General features: G+C 73.1%; 8 protein-coding genes and 1 other RNA gene. 2 read left to right on the top strand and 7 right to left on the bottom strand.

Going from position 1 to position 15,744, the window contains the following annotated elements:
• The 7 genes from DZG00_RS04570 to ffs all read right to left on the bottom strand — a co-directional run.
• The coding region (locus tag DZG00_RS04570; RefSeq protein WP_119455415.1) for a DNA polymerase III subunit gamma and tau at positions 1-1,197 on the bottom strand (1,197 nt) is incomplete at its 3' end.
• Positions 1,198-1,243: 46 nt separating this feature from the next.
• Positions 1,244-2,449 carry an HTTM domain-containing protein gene (locus DZG00_RS04565; RefSeq protein ID WP_119381283.1) on the bottom strand — a complete coding sequence of 402 codons (1,206 nt, stop codon included), beginning with the start codon at positions 2,447-2,449 and terminating at the stop codon, positions 1,244-1,246.
• Positions 2,446-3,285, bottom strand: coding sequence for a DUF5819 family protein (locus tag DZG00_RS04560; RefSeq protein WP_119381284.1), 840 nt, complete (start codon positions 3,283-3,285; stop codon positions 2,446-2,448). Before DZG00_RS04560 ends, DZG00_RS04565 begins: the two co-directional genes overlap by 4 nt.
• A gap of 142 nt (positions 3,286-3,427) precedes the next feature.
• Positions 3,428-8,539 carry a choice-of-anchor G family protein gene (locus DZG00_RS04555; protein ID WP_233548839.1) on the bottom strand — a complete coding sequence of 1,704 codons (5,112 nt, stop codon included), beginning with the start codon at positions 8,537-8,539 and terminating at the stop codon, positions 3,428-3,430.
• Between the two features lie 281 nt (positions 8,540-8,820).
• Positions 8,821-10,011, bottom strand: coding sequence for an acetate/propionate family kinase (locus DZG00_RS04550; RefSeq protein ID WP_119381286.1), 1,191 nt, complete (start codon positions 10,009-10,011; stop codon positions 8,821-8,823).
• Positions 10,012-10,068: 57 nt separating this feature from the next.
• Positions 10,069-12,186, bottom strand: coding sequence for a phosphate acetyltransferase (gene pta / locus DZG00_RS04545; RefSeq protein ID WP_119381287.1), 2,118 nt, complete (start codon positions 12,184-12,186; stop codon positions 10,069-10,071).
• A 48-nt stretch (positions 12,187-12,234) separates the two neighbouring features.
• Positions 12,235-12,331, bottom strand: an RNA gene (ffs, locus tag DZG00_RS04540) — signal recognition particle sRNA small type.
• 85 nt (positions 12,332-12,416) lie between these two features.
• Here ffs and DZG00_RS04535 point away from each other — a divergent pair.
• Together DZG00_RS04535 and DZG00_RS04530 are read left to right on the top strand one after the other, a co-directional pair.
• Complete coding sequence (locus tag DZG00_RS04535) at positions 12,417-13,070, top strand: SDR family oxidoreductase (protein WP_119381288.1); 654 nt, start codon at positions 12,417-12,419, stop codon at positions 13,068-13,070.
• A 398-nt stretch (positions 13,071-13,468) separates the two neighbouring features.
• Positions 13,469-15,744: P-loop NTPase family protein (locus DZG00_RS04530; RefSeq protein ID WP_199689792.1), on the top strand; the 2,276-nt coding region annotated here is incomplete at its 3' end.

The raw sequence follows: 15,744 nt of genomic DNA, 5'->3' as shown, positions 1-15,744 counted from the left end.
CGCGGCAGGCGCCGGATCCGCTCCCCCGTCCGCCACGCCGACCCGGCGCTCGAGGCGCTCGACCCGGGCGAGGGCGCCGCGGTGCGTGTCGTCGCTGGCGGGCACGAGCACGCGCGCGACCAGCAGCTCGAGGTGGAGGCGTGGGGACGTGGCGCCCGTCATCTCGGTGAGGGCCGCGTTGACCACGTCGGCGGCGCGCGACAGCTCAACCGCGCCGAAGGCGACGGCCTGCGCTCGCATGCGCTCGAGCTCGTCCTCCGGGGTGCCGCGGAGCACGGCGGCGGCGCCCTCGACGGAGGTCGCGCCGACGATGATGAGGTCGCGGAGGCGCTCGAGGAGGTCCTCCACGAAGCGACGCGGATCCTGGCCGGTCTGGATGACGCGGTCGACACCCGCGAACGCGGCGGCCGCGTCGTGCCGGGCGACCGCGTCGATGACCTCGTCGAGCAGGGCCGCGTGCGTGTAGCCGAGGAGGGCGACGGCGCGCTCGTACTCGACGCTCTCGTCCTCCGAGCCCGCGATGAGCTGGTCGAGCAGGGAGAGGGTGTCGCGCACGGATCCCCCGCCCGCGCGGACCACGAGCGGCAGCACGCCGGGCGCCACCTGCACGCTCTCCTCGCGCGACAGGTGCTCCACGTAGTCGAGCATCTGGGCGGGCGGCACCAGCCGGAACGGGTAGTGGTGCGTGCGGGAGCGGATGGTGCCGATGACCTTGTCGGGCTCGGTGGTGGCGAAGATGAACTTCACGTGCTCCGGCGGCTCCTCCACGATCTTCAGCAGCGCGTTGAAGCCCTGCGGCGTGACCATGTGCGCCTCGTCGAGGATGAAGATCTTGTAGCGGTCCCGCGCGGGGGCGAAGACCGCGCGCTCGCGGATGTCGCGCGCGTCGTCGACGCCGTTGTGGCTCGCGGCGTCGATCTCGACCACGTCGAGGGACCCGCTGCCGTCGCGGCTGAGCTCGACGCAGCTGGGGCAGACGCCGCACGGGGTGTCCGTGGGGCCCTCGGCGCAGTTGAGGCACCGCGCGAGGATGCGCGCCGACGTGGTCTTGCCGCAGCCGCGCGGACCGCTGAAGAGGTACGCGTGGTTGACGCGGTTCGTGCGGAGCGCGGTGCGCAGCGGATCCGTCACCTGCGTCTGGCCGATGAGCTCGGCGAAGTTCTCTGGCCGATAACGGCGATACAGGGCGGTGACCACGATCCTGAGGATACCGGGCACCCCCGACCGTCCGACCGCGCCGGGGTCAGGTCTCCGCCGGGACCTCGGCGGGCGCGGCTGGGGAGGAGCGGCGCTCGCGCAGCGCGCGGATCCGTCCCGGCGCCTCCGCGCGGACCCGGCGGGCGAGCGCGATCCCCTCCCGCCAGGTCGCGTCCCGGATGAAGAGGAAGTCGAGCGCGATCATCGCGAGGGAGAACGGCCAGAGCCCGAGCAGGATACCGATCATCACGTGCATGCCCGTGATGACCACGAGCGCGACGACGCGGGTCGGCCGCCACAGGATCAGCAGCGGGAACAGGCCCTGGAACGCGACGGCCAGGAAGCTCGCGAGCACGACCCCGGGGGTCGCCTGGGCGAGCAGGTCGCTGAGCCACGGCCACGGGCGGTAGCCCTCGATGATCAGCGAGTAGTAGGTCGCGGATCCGTCGCGCCACTCCGGACCCTGCAGCTTGAGGATCGCGGAGTTCACGTACACGAGCATGATCTGGTACGCGCAGAGCACCAGGGCCGTGTTGTGCAGGAGCACGCGGACGAGCCGCGGGATGCGGTCGACCAGCGAGCGCACCGCCTCGACGTGCCTGCCCGGCGCTCGACGCGGGGCGCCCGCCTCGAGCTCGCGGCGGCGGCGCACCGCGTCCAGCGACAGGTGCCGCGAGAGGTCGGCGAACAGCACGAAGAAGAGGGTGAGGCGCAGCACGGTGTCGCCGCCGTTGGTGAGCAGCGTGCTGTTGGTGGAGAGGCCGATCCAGAAGAGGAGGAGGAACGGCGTCACGATGCGCGTGCGCCAGCCGAGCGTGAACAGCGCGGCGAGCACGACCAGCAGGAGGTAGGCCAGGTCGAAGAGCGTGGCGTCGGTCTTGGAGAACAGGCCCGTGAAGATCGGGAGCCAGCCGCGGCGGGACGCCTCGGGGTCGATGAAGCGGGATCCGACGCCCCACAGGTAGTGGCGGTCGGCGAAGCACGTGACGAGCACCAGGAGGATCACGGCGCCGAGGGTGATGCGGAGCGCGGCGAAGCTGAAGGTGGCGTGCTCGCGCTCGGTCATCCAGGTCGCGATGCCACGGGGCCAGCCGCCCGGGTTCCGCAGCGCCGTGAGGAGCTCGCGGTCCTGCAGCAGCCGTCGGACGCGGGCCGCGCGCGCGGAGGAGGGGGCGGGCCGGGCGCGGCCGGTCCAGGATCCCGCGGCCACGGCCTTCGGGGTGGTCGTGGGCTCGTGCGTCCTCGCGCTCATCGTGCGTACCTCTCCACGACGCCCTGGTACACGCTGAGCGCCTGGGGGTCGATCACGTCGTCCGCCTCGCGCCACCCGAAGGTGCGCGTGACGGTCTCGAACTGCTGCTGGTCGTCGGACCGGTGGGCGAAGTCGTTGGGCCGCTCGGTGGCCACGCGCCAGCGGACGCGCTCGATGTCGCGGCCGAACCACGCCGTGGCCCAGTAGGTCGTGTACTCCTTGAGGACGTAGTCGGCGCGGAGCATCGTGATCACACGGCCGCGGCTGCCCTCGTCGAGGGCCGAGAGCTGGTCGATGAGGGAGACGGCGGTCTTGGCCGCGAACCCCGAGTCGGTGTCGGCGCGGCGGATGAAGGTGTCCTGCACGATCACGCGCTGCTCGGGCGTCAGGCGGCCGAACCTCTCCGTGTACGTCTTGAGCAGGTTGGCGCTCTGCTTCACCGTGCGGGAGGGCTGGATCCGGCCCTCCCCCGCCTCGTACTCGGCGCGCGTGATGTCGACCCACTCGCTCTTCACGAGCGAGCCGGAGTCGTCGCGCCACTGGGCCTGCATCTCGAGGTAGCGGTTCGTCTTCTGGATCGACGGGGCGAAGACGTTCCACTGCTGGCTGAAGTAGGGGCGGGCGGCGGCCGTGAGGGCGCGGGTGGCGTCGCCCTGCGGGACGACCATGAGGATCGAGGTCGCGACGTAGATCACGACGACGAGGGCGGCGACGGCCGTGCCGATCCGGGCGCCGCGCGTGAGGGTCGTGGGCGCAGGCGGGGCCTGCTCGTGCGGGGGCGGGACGGAGTGCGCGGCGTCGAGACCGGCGTCGCGGTCGTGGATCGTGTCGGTCATCGTGAGCCGTCCCCCTGGTGCGTCGGGTGGGTCGTCGTGGTGCGGGTGATGCGGTCGTGCGGGTCGTGCCGGTGACGCGGATCCGGCGGGCGGCCCGGCTCTCGCCGGACCGCCCGCCGTCCTCGCGCTCAGCTCAGGTGGATCACACCCGTCGGCTGCGGCCTCGGTGCAGGGCACCGGCGCCGGTCAGCATCATCAGGAGCGCGATGCCGCCGAGCAGCAGCATCCCGTCGCCGTCGCCGCCCGTGACCGGGAGGATGCCGCCGCCGTAGCCGCCGCCTCCCCCGAGTCCCGTGCCGGGCTGGCCGGCGGGGACGGTGGATGCCACGACCCGGAACTGCGTGATCATCTCGTCGGCCATCCCGGACCGGACGCCGATCACGTCGACCTCGTGGTCGCCGAGCTCGAAGTCGGGGCCGACCTCGAAGACGAACGTCGCGCGTCCCTGGGCGTCCGCGACCAGCGGCGCGAGCGGCTTGGGCGTGGAGAACACCGTCGCGTTGAGCGTCTCACCGGGGATGAAGCCGACGGCGTCGACCATCTGCATCGACCCGCTTCCGCGGACGATCTCGGTGAAGCGGACGACCGCCCGGGTGGTGGCTTCCGCGCCGTCGGTGGATCCGTCGGTCGCGTCGGCGGCGTCGGCGGCGTCGGCGCCAGCGGCATCCGTCGCATCCGCGCCAGCAGCATCGGTCGCGTCGGCGCCAGCGGCATCCGTCGCATCCGCGCCAGCGGCATCGGTCGCGTCGGTACCAGCAGCATCCGTCGCATCGGTACCAGCGGCGTCCGTCGCATCGGTGCCGGCGGCATCAGTCGCATCGGTACCAGCAGCATCGGTTGCGTCGGTACCAGCAGCATCCGTCGCATCCGTGCCAGCGGCGTCCGTCGCATCCGTGCCAGCGGCATCGGTCGCATCCGTACCTGCAGCGTCCGCCGCATCCGCGCCAGCGGCATCAGTCGCATCCGTACCAGCGGCATCGGTCGCATCCGTACCTGCAGCGTCCGCCGCGTCGGTGCCGGCGGCATCCGTCGCATCGGCGCCAGCAGCATCCGTCGCATCGGTACCAGCGGCGTCCGTCGCATCGGTACCAGCGGCATCCGTCGCATCCGCGCCAGCGGCATCGGTCGCGTCGGCGCCAGCGGCGTCCGTCGCATCCGTACCAGCGGCATCCGTCGCATCCGCGCCAGCGGCATCGGTCGCATCGGTACCAGCAGCATCCGTCGCGTCGGTACCAGCAGCATCCGTCGCGTCGGTACCAGCAGCATCCGTCGCGTCACTGCCAGCAGCATCGGTCGCGTCAGCGCCAGCAGCATCGGTCGCGTCTGTGTCGGCAGCGTCCGTCGCATCGACACCAGCAGCATCCGTCGCATCCGTGCCATCGACATCGGCTGCGTCAGCGCCAGCAGCGTCCGTCGCATCGACACCAGCAGCATCCGTCGCATCCGTGCCATCGACATCGGCTGCGTCAGCGCCAGCGGCATCCGTCGCGTCGACACCAGCAGCGTCCGTCGCGTCGACACCATCGACACCATCAGCGTCCGTCGCGTCGACACCATCGGCATCGGTCGCGTCAGTGCCGGCGGCATCCGTCGCGTCGGTACCAGCAGCGTCCGTCGCGTCGGCGCCAGCAGCGTCCGTCGCGTCGGCGCCAGCGGCGTCCGTGGCATCCGTGCCAGCAGCATCCGTCGCGTCGACGCCAGCGGCATCCGTCGCGTCAGTGCCAGCAGCGTCCGTCGCATCAGTGCCAGCAGCGTCCGTCGCGTCAGTGCCAGCAGCGTCCGTCGCGTCGACACCATCGGCATCGGCTGCGTCCGTGCCAGCGGCATCCGTCGCGTCCGTGCCTGCAGCATCCGTCCCGTCTGCGTCGGCGGCGTCCGCACCGGCGGCATCGACAGCGCCGTCGGCGTCGACCGCGTCGGCGTCCGCGCCGCCGTCCGCGTCCACGCCGCCGTCGACGTCAGCGCCGTCGCCGTCCACGTCCACCGCGGCTACCGCGCCGTCCGTGTCGGTGCCCTCCTCGCCGTCGACGCCGACGTCGAAGACCACCGTGTCATCACCAGCGGGGGCGTCCCCGATGGTCTGCGTGGCGGTCGCCGAGTAGGTGCCCTGCTCGAGGCCGAGGAACGTCACGGAGTAGTTCCCGTCGGCGTCCACGTCCGTGGTGATCGGGTCGATCCCCTCGATGGTGACCGTGACCGTCCCCAGCGGGTCGGCCGTGCCGGAGATCGGCACGTCCCGCGTGGTCGCCCCGCCGGTGAGCGGGAAGACCTGGAAGTCGAACGGCGAGTCGATGACCACCGGCACGCCGATCGTGAAGGTCACGGTGTCGGTGCCGACCTCCACGCCGTCGATCGTCTGCGTGACGATGCCGGTGTAGGTGCCCGAGGGCAGTGCGGGCGTCGCCAGCGTGAAGTCGCCGTCGTCGTCCACGGCGACGGGGTCCGTCGTCGTGCCGCCGACCGTGAGCGTCACGGTGGCGTCGGGGTCGGCCGTGCCCGTGACCGGCACGACGGTCGTCGTGTCGCCCTCGGGGAGCGGGATGAAGTCGCCGTCGTCGGGCGTCTCGATGACGACCTGGTCGACGCCGACGACGGAGACGGTGAAGTCCGCCGTGTCGCTGCCGGCCGCGGCCTCGCCGATGGTCTGCGTGACGGTCACGGTGTACTCCGCGGCTGTGAGACCGGGGAAGGTCGCCTCGAAGCGGCCGTCGGTGCCGACGACCTGCGTGATCGGCTCCTGTCCGTCCACGGCGATGACGACGGTGCCGCGCGGGTCGGCGCTGCCGGTGACGGTCACGTCGACCTCGTTCCCGCCGGCGGGGACCGTGAAGTCCTGGCCGTCGGTCGGGGCGTCGATGACCACGGCCACCGCGGGGGCGACGACCGAGAAGTCCACCGTCGCGGTCCCGGAGGGGACGCCGCCGATGGTCTGGGTCGCGGTCGCGGTGTAGTCGCCGACCGGGAGGTCGGGGAACAGCACGTCGTAGATCCCGTCGTCGCCCACGGGCTCGGACTGCGGGTCCTGGCCGGGGATCGTGACGGTGATGACGGCCCGCGGGTCGGCGGCGCCGGTCACGGGGACGTCGGCCGTCGGCACGGGGCCGGCGCTGAGGATCTCGTCGCCGTCCTCCGGCGCGGTGATGGTCACCGCGGCGGCGGGGGCGCCGACCGTGAAGGTCACCGTCTCCGTGCCGCGGACCACGCCGTCGATCGTCTGGGTGGCGGTCGCGGTGTAGGTGCCTACGGGGAGGTCGGCGAACGCCACGTCGTAGAGGCCGTCCGGGCCGACCGGCTCGGACTGCGGCTCCTGGCCGGGGATCTCGACGGTCACCGAGGCGCGGACGTCCGCCGTGCCCTCCACGGGCACGTCGACCGTCGGATCTGCCGCGGTGGTCAGGAAGACCTGGCCCTCGGTCGGCGTCGTGATCGTGAGCGCGGTGGCGGCCGCGGCGATGGTGAAGGTCACCGTCGCGGAGCCCGCGGCCTGTCCGTCGATCGTCTGGGTGACGGTCGCCGTGTAGGTGCCGGCCGGGAGGGCGGGCGGGGTGAGGGTGTACTCGCCGTCGGTGCCCACCGCGACCGGTCCGACCGTCTCGCCGCCGACGGTCAGCGTGACCTCGGCGTCGGGGTCGGCGGTGCCGGTGACGGGGACGACCGCGGTCGTCTCCCCGGCGGGCAGCTCGAACACCTGGTCGGGGGTCGGCGACGTGATCGTCACGTCGTCGGCGATGGGCGCAGGCACGGCGCGCACGGTCGATCGGGCCAGGTCGATGGTCGGCCCGTCCCCGAGGAGCGTGATGCGCAGCGCGGTCACGGAGAAGGATCCGGCGTCCACGCCGTCTCCGTCGACGAAGGAGTCCGGCGTCTGCTCGTTGACCGTGAGGCTCACCACCTGGTCGACGACCGGGAAGGCCGGGGCGAGCGCCGTGATGACGCCCGTGCTGACGCCGGTGAGGGCGGTGCCGACGGCCGGCAGCAGATCGGTGTCGGCATTCTCGCCGAGGAGCCCGGTGACGAGGTCGTCGAACAGCGGTGCGAGCACCGTGAGGTCCACCGTCGCGTTGAGCGGCGGGAGCAGCGCGGTGCGGGCGAGGCTGATGGTGGGTGCCGTGCCGGTCGTACCGCCGAGCAGGCGGTCGAGCGACAGGTTCACGTCCACGCCGAGCGTTCCGGCGTTCAGGTTCAGGAGGCCCGTCGTGAGCGGCGCCGTGATCGCGACGTTCACCGTGGTGGAGGCGCGGAGCGCGGTCACCAGCCGGTTCGGCAGCACGTCCGTGAAGATGTCCGTGATCGCCGAGTCGACGACGCTCGAGAGGAGCTCCGACGTGAGGACCGACGTGCCGGGAGCCCGGTCGTTGAGCACCTGGATGCGGTCGAGGTCCACGGTGATGGTGCCGGTGGACACGTCGATGGAGACGGTGCCGTCCTCGTTCGTGAGGGGCTCGGCGAGCGCGGCCTGCACGACGGCGGCCGTGTTCACGTTCGCCGTGGCTGTGACCGTGGGGGTCCCGACCTGGAGCGCCGCGGTCAGCACGTTCTCCCCGAGGATGTCCTCGAGGAGCGGGCCCGTCGCGGCCGAGACGTCCACCGAGCCGGCGATGCCGGGGGCGATCCCGTTCACCGCCGTCGTGAGCCGCGAGCTGATCTCCGCGACGAGCGGGCTCGTGAGCACGGCGTCGGCCGACGCGATGTCGTAATCCGGGACGGGCGTCCCTGTGCCCGTCGACGTGACGGTCGAGGAGATGGCGCCGAAGCGCAGCGAGAGGTCGGAGAGGACGTCGTCCGCGCCGATGGACGCGATGGTCGAGCCGAGGTCGACGACCGTCTGCTGGCCGCCGCCCTGTCCGACCTGGATGGCGCCGCTGTCCGACACGGCTCCGGCGGCGCCCGTGGCACCCTCGGGTCCGGCGGACGCGTACTGCTCCAGCACGCCCGCGGTCGCAGCCTGGTCGAGATCGAGCAGCGAGCCGAGCGTGACGCCCGCGGCGAGCTGCGCGTTCGCGAGCCCGTTCAGGACGTCCACGTCCAGCGGCGCGTCCTCCACCTGCTCGTCGGTGTCGCCGGGCCCGTAGGACGCGTACGCACCGTCGAGGGCGATCACCTGCGGGAGGTTCGTCAGGGTCAGGAAGCGCCCTTCGGCCTCCGCCGTGTCCCCTGGTGCGGCGTTCGCGGGCGCTGTGCCCCCGAACGCGACGATCGCCGCGGCGAGCCCGAAGGCCGTCGCGGTCGCCAGGCTGCCTCTGCGCCTGGGCATGTGTAGAGCCATGTGCGTTCCCCTCGATTGCATGGCCGGCTGCGCTCGTGGGCGCAGCCGTGCGTAACCGCGGGGCGGCCCCCACCACACCCACGGTCGTTCGAGGCTCGCATCCGGTCGCGGGACGGACAACACTGCGGGGCACTGGTCTGCGGGGTCGCGCACCACGCAGTCGGCTCAGTAGGGATCCCAGTGGCGCTACTGGTCGCAAGCCGCGGGCGGCACGACGCGAGGCCCGCGATCCGTGCGGATCGCGGGCCTCGAGGACGAGCGGGGCGGGGTCAGCCGGCGGTGGCACCGAGCGACTGCCGGGCGATCTCGAGCTCCTCGTCGGTGGGGATCACGAGCACCGCGACGGGCGACCCCTCGGGGCTCACGAAGCGCGGCTCGGAGCTGATGAGCTCGTTGCGGTCGTCGTCGATCCCGATGCCCATGAACTCGAGCCCCGCGAGCGAGCGGCGGCGCACGAGCGGGTTGTTCTCGCCGACGCCGGCCGTGAACACCACGGCGTCGACGCCGCCGAGCTGCGCCGCGTAGGCGCCGACGTAGTGGCGGATCCGGTGCCGGTAGACCCCGAGCGCGGTCTGCGCGGCCTCGTCGCCGTCGGCCGCGGCGCGCTGCACGTCGCGCATGTCGCCGAGTCCGGTGAGACCCAGCAGCCCGCTCTTCCGGTTGAGGAGCGTCTCGAGGTCGTCGAGGCCGAGGTCGGTGTGGCGGGCGAGGTGGAACAGGATCGCGGGGTCGATGTCGCCCGAGCGGGTCCCCATCACGAGACCCTCGAGTGGCGTGAGCCCCATGGACGTGTCGATCGAGCGCCCGCCCTGGACCGCGGCCGCCGAGGCGCCGTTGCCGAGGTGCAGGACGATGATCCGGGTCTCCTCCAGCGGCTTCCCGAGCAGCTTCGCGGCGGCCTCGGAGACGTACTTGTGGCTCGTGCCGTGGAACCCGTAGCGGCGGATGCGGTGCTCGGCCGCGAGCTCGCGGTCGATCGCGTACGTGTAGGCCTCGGCCGGCAGCGTCTGGTGGAACGCGGTGTCGAAGACGGCCACGTGCGGCACGTCGGGGAACGCGGTCTGGGCCGCCTCGATCCCCTGCAGCGCGCCGGGGTTGTGCAGCGGCGCGAGCGCGGAGAGGTCGTCGATGTCGGCCTTCACCTGATCCGTGACCACGGTCGGCTCGACGAACACGTCCCCGCCGTGCACCACGCGGTGGCCGACCGCGACGGGCGGCCCCTCCTCCAGCGACGGGCCGTGCTCCGCGAACGCGTCGAGCATCGCCTGGAACCCCGCGGTGTGGTCGGCGATGGGCAGCTCGCGCTCCCACGAGTCGCCGCCCGCCCTGTGCCGGGTGGATCCGCGCTCCTCGCCGATGCGCTCCACGAGCCCGGACGCGAGCACGGACTCCGTGTCCATCTCGATGAGCTGGTACTTGAACGACGACGATCCGGAGTTGACGACGAGGACGACGGGCACGGGCGGGGCTCCTGACGGGTGCGGCGGATGGGGACGGACGAGGGGACGGACGGGCGCTCAGCCCGCCTCGATCCCCTCGGCCTGGATGGCGGTGATGGCGACGGTGTTGACGATGTCCTGCACGAGCGCGCCGCGCGAGAGGTCGTTGATGGGCTTGCGCAGCCCCTGCAGCACGGGCCCGATGGCGACCGCGCCTGCGGATCGCTGCACGGCCTTGTAGGTGTTGTTGCCCGTGTTGAGGTCCGGGAAGATGAACACCGTCGCGCGGCCGGCGACCTGCGAGTCGGGCATCTTCGTGGCCGCGACCGCCGCGTCCGCCGCCGCGTCGTACTGGATGGGGCCCTCGACCGCGAGGTCCGGCCGCAGCTCCCGCACGCGTGCCGTGGCCTGGCGCACCTTCTCCACGTCGGCGCCGGCGCCCGACTCCCCCGTCGAGTACGACAGCATCGCGATGCGCGGCTCGATGCCGAACTGCGCCGCGGTCTCGGCCGACGAGATCGCGATGTCGGCGAGCTGGTCGGCGGTGGGATCCGGGTTCACGGCGCAGTCGCCGTACACGAGCACGCGGTCGGCGAGCGCCATGAGGAACACGGAGGAGACGACGGAGACCCCGTCGGTGGTCTTGATGATCTCGAAGCCCGGCCGGATGGTGTGCGCCGTCGTGTGCGCGGCTCCGGAGACCATGCCGTCGGCGAGCCCCAGCTGCACCATCATCGTGCCGAAGTAGGACACGTCGGTGACGGTCTCGCGCGCGATGTCGAGCACCATGCCCTTGTGGGCCCGCAAGCGGACGTACTCCTCGGCGAAGCGCTCCCGGAGCACCGCGTCGAAGGGGCTGAGCACGGTCGCGCGGCCGATGTCGATGCCGAGCCCGATGGCGCGCGAGCGCACCTCGATCTCCTCGCCGAGGATCGTGACGTCGGCGATGCCGCGGCTGAGGATCGTGCCGGCGGCGCGCAGCACGCGGTCGTCGGTGCCCTCGGGCAGCACGATGCGCTTGCCGGCCTTCCTGGCGCGCTCGATGAGGCCGTACTCGAACATGAGCGGCGTCACCACGTCGGAGCGGCTGACGTCCAGCAGCTCGAGCAGCCGGGACGTGTCGACGTGCTGCTCGAAGGCGGCGAGCGCCGTGTCCATCTTGCGGGCGGACTCGGGCGAGAGCCGGCCTCGGGTCTGCGTGATGCGCTTCGCGGTCTCGTAGGTGCCGAGCTCGGTGGAGATGATCGGCAGGGTCTGGTCGAGGCCGGCGATGAGCGTCTCGATGGTGGGCGACAGCGCGAACCCGCCGTTGAGCACGATGCCCGCGACCGTGGGGAAGGTCTCGGAGGCGTGCGCGGTGAGCACGCCGAGCAGCACCTCGCTGCGGTCGCCGGGGATCACGACGATGGCGCCCTCGGTGAGCCGCGCGAGCACGTTCTCCATCGACATGGCCGAGACGACGACGCCCAGCGCCTCGCGGCTGAGGAGCGCCGCGTCGCCCTTGACGAGCGTGCCGTCGACGGCGTCGAGCAGCTCGGCGACGGTGGGGGCGACGAGGAATGCGTCCTCCGGGATCGCCCAGACGGGCACGTGCGGCGCCCGCGCCTGCAGCGACGCGGGGACGGCGGCGGGGATCGCGGCCGTGATGGCGTCGAGCTGCTCGGGGTCGGCGCGGTTCACGACGACGCCGAGGAGGCCCGCGTGCGCGGTGACGAGCTCGGGGATGGCGAGGTCGGCGATCTGGCGCATCTCGTCGGGGCTGCGGCCGCCCGTCTCGTCGGTGCGGCGGCCCGTGAGCACGAGCAGCACGGGGGCGCCGAGGTTCGCGGCGATGCGCGCGTTGAAGGACAGCTCGGTGGGGCTGCCGACGTCCGTGTAGTCGCTGCCGACGATCACGACCGCGTCGCACTTCGCCTCGACCGCCTTGTAGCGCTCGACGATGCGGGAGAGGGCGGCCTCGGGATCCGCGTGCACGTCGTCGTAGGTGACGCCCACGCACTCGTCGTAGTCGAGGTCCACGCCGTCGTGCGAGAGCAGCGCCTCGAGCACGTAGTCGCGCTCGACGATGGAGCGCGCGATGGGCCGGAACACGCCCACGCGCTGGATCTGGTGGGTGAGGGTGTCGAGCACCCCCAGCGCGACCGTCGACTTGCCCGAGTGCCCTTCGGCGGACGTGATGTAGATGCTCCGAGCCATGCCCGCAAGCCTATGGGCGTCGCCTGCACGGACACCCGCGTGTTAAAAGGAGAAGACCCCTCGCGCACCTGCCAGAGCCCGGCTGCCCTTGCTGCGTCTCCGCCCTGGGGGAGTTCACCTGGATGGCACCACGCGAGGAGCCGACACCGAGTGTACCCGACGCGCGGCCCCCGACGGTCGGCGCCGGCCCGCCCAGGACCCGGTCACGAAGCGCGCGTACCGTGGAGGTCATGCGCATAGTCATCGCCGGAGGACACGGCCAGATCGCCCGACTGCTCGAACGACGTCTCGCCGACCAGGGCCACCAGCCCGTCGGCATCGTCCGCAACCCGGACCACGCGTCCGACCTCGCCGACGCCGGAGCGGAGGCGCTCGTGCTCGACCTCGAGAAGAGCGACGTCGCCCAGGTCGCCGAGGCGCTCCAGGGCGCCGACGCCGTGGTCTTCGCCGCCGGCGGCGGGCCCGACTCGGGCCCCGAACGCAAGCTCACCATCGACCGCGACGGCGCCATCCTGCTCGCCGACGCCGCCCAGCAGGCGGGCATCACCCGCTACGTCATGATCTCCGCCATGGCCGTCGACGGCTTCGACCCCGACAGCGACGACACCTACGAGATCTACCAGCGCGCGAAGTCCGAGGCCGACGCGGACCTCCGCGCCCGCGACATGGACTGGACCATCGTCCGTCCCGGCGGCCTCACCGACGACCCCGGCACCGGCCGGATCCAGGTGGGCACGTCCACGGGCCGCGGCACCATCCCCCGCGCCGACGTCGCCGAGATCGTGGCGACCGCGCTCGTCGACGGCACGGGCGTCCGCGTGCAGTTCGAGGCGGTCTCGGGCGAGGAGCCCGTCGCCGAGGCCATCGCGGGGCTGCGCTACTAGCCGCACCCGCCAGGCGCGCGTCCCGCGCGCGTCCGGATGACGGCCCCCTCCTCCCCGGAGGGGGCCGTCATCCGCTTCCGGGCTGTGAAGGCACCGGGTCGTGCCGCGGGCGACGCGACGGGTCGACGGCACCCGAAGCCGTCGTCCTCCCGCGCGTCGCACGCATCGTGCGCCGGAGCGCACCGTCCGGAGCATCCCCATGCCCGGACATGAGGTACACGCTAGGAGCGCCGGATCGTGTCCCCCACAGTGCCGACTACTTATTTCCGCGGCGCATCCGATCAGTAAAGGTCGGTGCGGCTTCTCGGATCCCCGCATTCCGCGCAAGATGGATCCATAAGGACCGCGCAGCCTCGGGGGATGCCGCGTGGACCACCGCTTTCCGCGACGGGGGTCACATGAAGCAGATGACGCACACCTACATCCGGTCGAGCGCGCGCGTCGAGGACGCGGCTCCCGGCCGCGCCGGACGCGCCCGCGACCTCGAGACGCTCGAGCGCTGGCTCGCGGCGGGCACGAGCGTCGTCGTCACGGGCAGCGTCGGCTCCGGCCGCAGCCACGTGGCTGGCCGCGTGGCGGACGCCCTCACCCGCAACGGCCTCACGGTGATCCGCGCCCACGCCTCGACGCCCGACCTCGCGGACGTCCTCCGCCGGGTCATCGACCAGGTCCCGGGGATCCGCTCCGCGCGCCCGCTGCCCGCGGCGCGACCCGTCGTGGTCATCGACGACGCCCACCTCATGCCCCCCGAGCTGCGCACCGCGCTCGCGGACGCGCGCGCCAGCGAGCGCTGCACCCTGCTCGTGACCGTCGACGACACCGGCGGCGACGCGCGCCAGCTCCGGGCCCGGGATCCGGAGCCCGGCGGGGACGCGGCCTCGCGCACGGCGCAGGCGTCCCACGAGATCCTCGGCCTCTGGCGCAACGGCTACGCCGAGCGGCTCGACCTCTCCCCGCTCGACCCGGCCGAGGTCGACCGCATGATCGACTCCATCGCGGGCCAGGTCGCGCTCGACCAGGCCACACGGGTCCAGATCCAGCGGCGCAGCGGCGGCCGCCCGTTCCTCGTCCGCGAGCTGACCTTCGAGGCGCTCGAGACGGACGGGACCGACCGGACGGTCACGGGCTACGCCTTCCCGAGCTCGCACGCGCCGCGGGCCCGGATCCTGGAGCTGGTCTCCTCGCGCGTGTCGATGCTCGGCGACGACGAGCGGAGCACCCTCGTGCTGCTCGCGCGCCTCGACGGCGTGCCGTACCAGCGCGCGGCCCGCCTGTTCGGCGAGACGATCCTGCGGGTGCTCGGCGCCCGCGGCCTGGCACGCGTGCAGGCCCAGGGCGACCGGATCCTCCGCGCCGACCTCCTCGAGGCCGAGGCCGCGCTCGCCCGCACCGACCCGGACGCCGTCGACGCCCTCACCCGCCGGGTCGTCCGCTCGCTCCTGCAGGAGGCCTCCCACGGGGTGCCGCTCAGCCCCAAGGAGAGCCTGCTGATCGCCCGCACGCTCACCGACGACGACCGGCGCGACGCGCTCGAGCGCTTCGGCGCGGGCACCCTCGCGGCCGTGCACCTCGTCGCCGCGCGGCTGGCGAACGACGTCGGCATGACCCACGACGCGCTCGCCTTCGCCGGCGTCGCCGGCCACGGCGGCTCGGACGCGTACGCGGCCTGCGAGAGGGCGCGCGCCCTCACCGTCCTCGGCAACCCGGCGCGCGCGATGGAGGTGCTCGAGGCGCTGGACGCCGCGGCCCTCACGCCGGCCGAGCGCGTCGAGGCGCTCCACTGGCGCGTCCTCTCCACGCACGCCGCCCTGCCGGGGACGGACCGCGTCCGACGGCTGCTCGACGGGATCGCACAGGGCCCGGACGCGGATCCCGACGAGCGCGCGCAGGCCGGCGTCATCGGCGCGTCCATGTCGCTCGGGCTGATGGAGTGGGAGGCGGCGCTCACCGCCGCCCGCGACGCCGCCGCCCTCACGTCGAGCCCGCTCGTGCAGCTCCGGGCGCAGCGCTCGGTCGTCCTCGCGCTCGGCCACCTCGGGCGCGGCGCCGAGCTCGGCGACGCCATCGACCAGGGCCTCGCGCTGGTCGCCCGCCGCGCCGACTGCCGCGGGACCTACGCCGACATCCTCCTCGAGGAGGCGCGCCTCGAGCTGCTGTCGGCGAGCGCGTTCAGCCGGCGCCTCTGCCGCCTCGACCTCCCCGACCTCGAGCGCGAGCTCGACGCGTGGGTCGAGTCGGCGATCGCGCAGGACGCGCAGTGGTTCATCCCCGTCCTCGGCGCGATCACGGGCGGCGTCGCCCTCGACCTCGGCCGGCTCGACCGCGCGGAGGCCGAGCTGACCATCGCGGACGACCGCCTCATCGGACCGGACATCGGCACGTGGCGGCTCTGGATCGGCATGCAGCGCGCCCGCGTGCTCGCGCTCCGCGGCCGCACCGACGAGGCCGAGCGCATCGCCACGGAGATCGCGCACCGCGCGGATCCGCGCTACCCGTACCAGCGCATGCTCGCCGAGGGCGTGCGCGTGGAGATCCTGGCGTCGCGCGGCCGGCCGGACGAGGCCGCGACGCTGCTCCTCGACGCGGGCGACCTCAGCGGCGAGGCGCACGCGCTCCGGGCGGGCATGCTCTTCCGGGCCTGGACGCTCGGTTCCACGGATCCCCGCCTCGTCGC

The sequence above is a fragment of the Clavibacter lycopersici genome, from assembly GCF_003576405.1.
Lineage (GTDB): Bacteria > Actinomycetota > Actinomycetes > Actinomycetales > Microbacteriaceae > Clavibacter > Clavibacter lycopersici.
The sequence above is the reverse complement of the archived record's forward strand: the minus strand, read 5'-3'. Positions and strand labels throughout refer to the sequence as shown.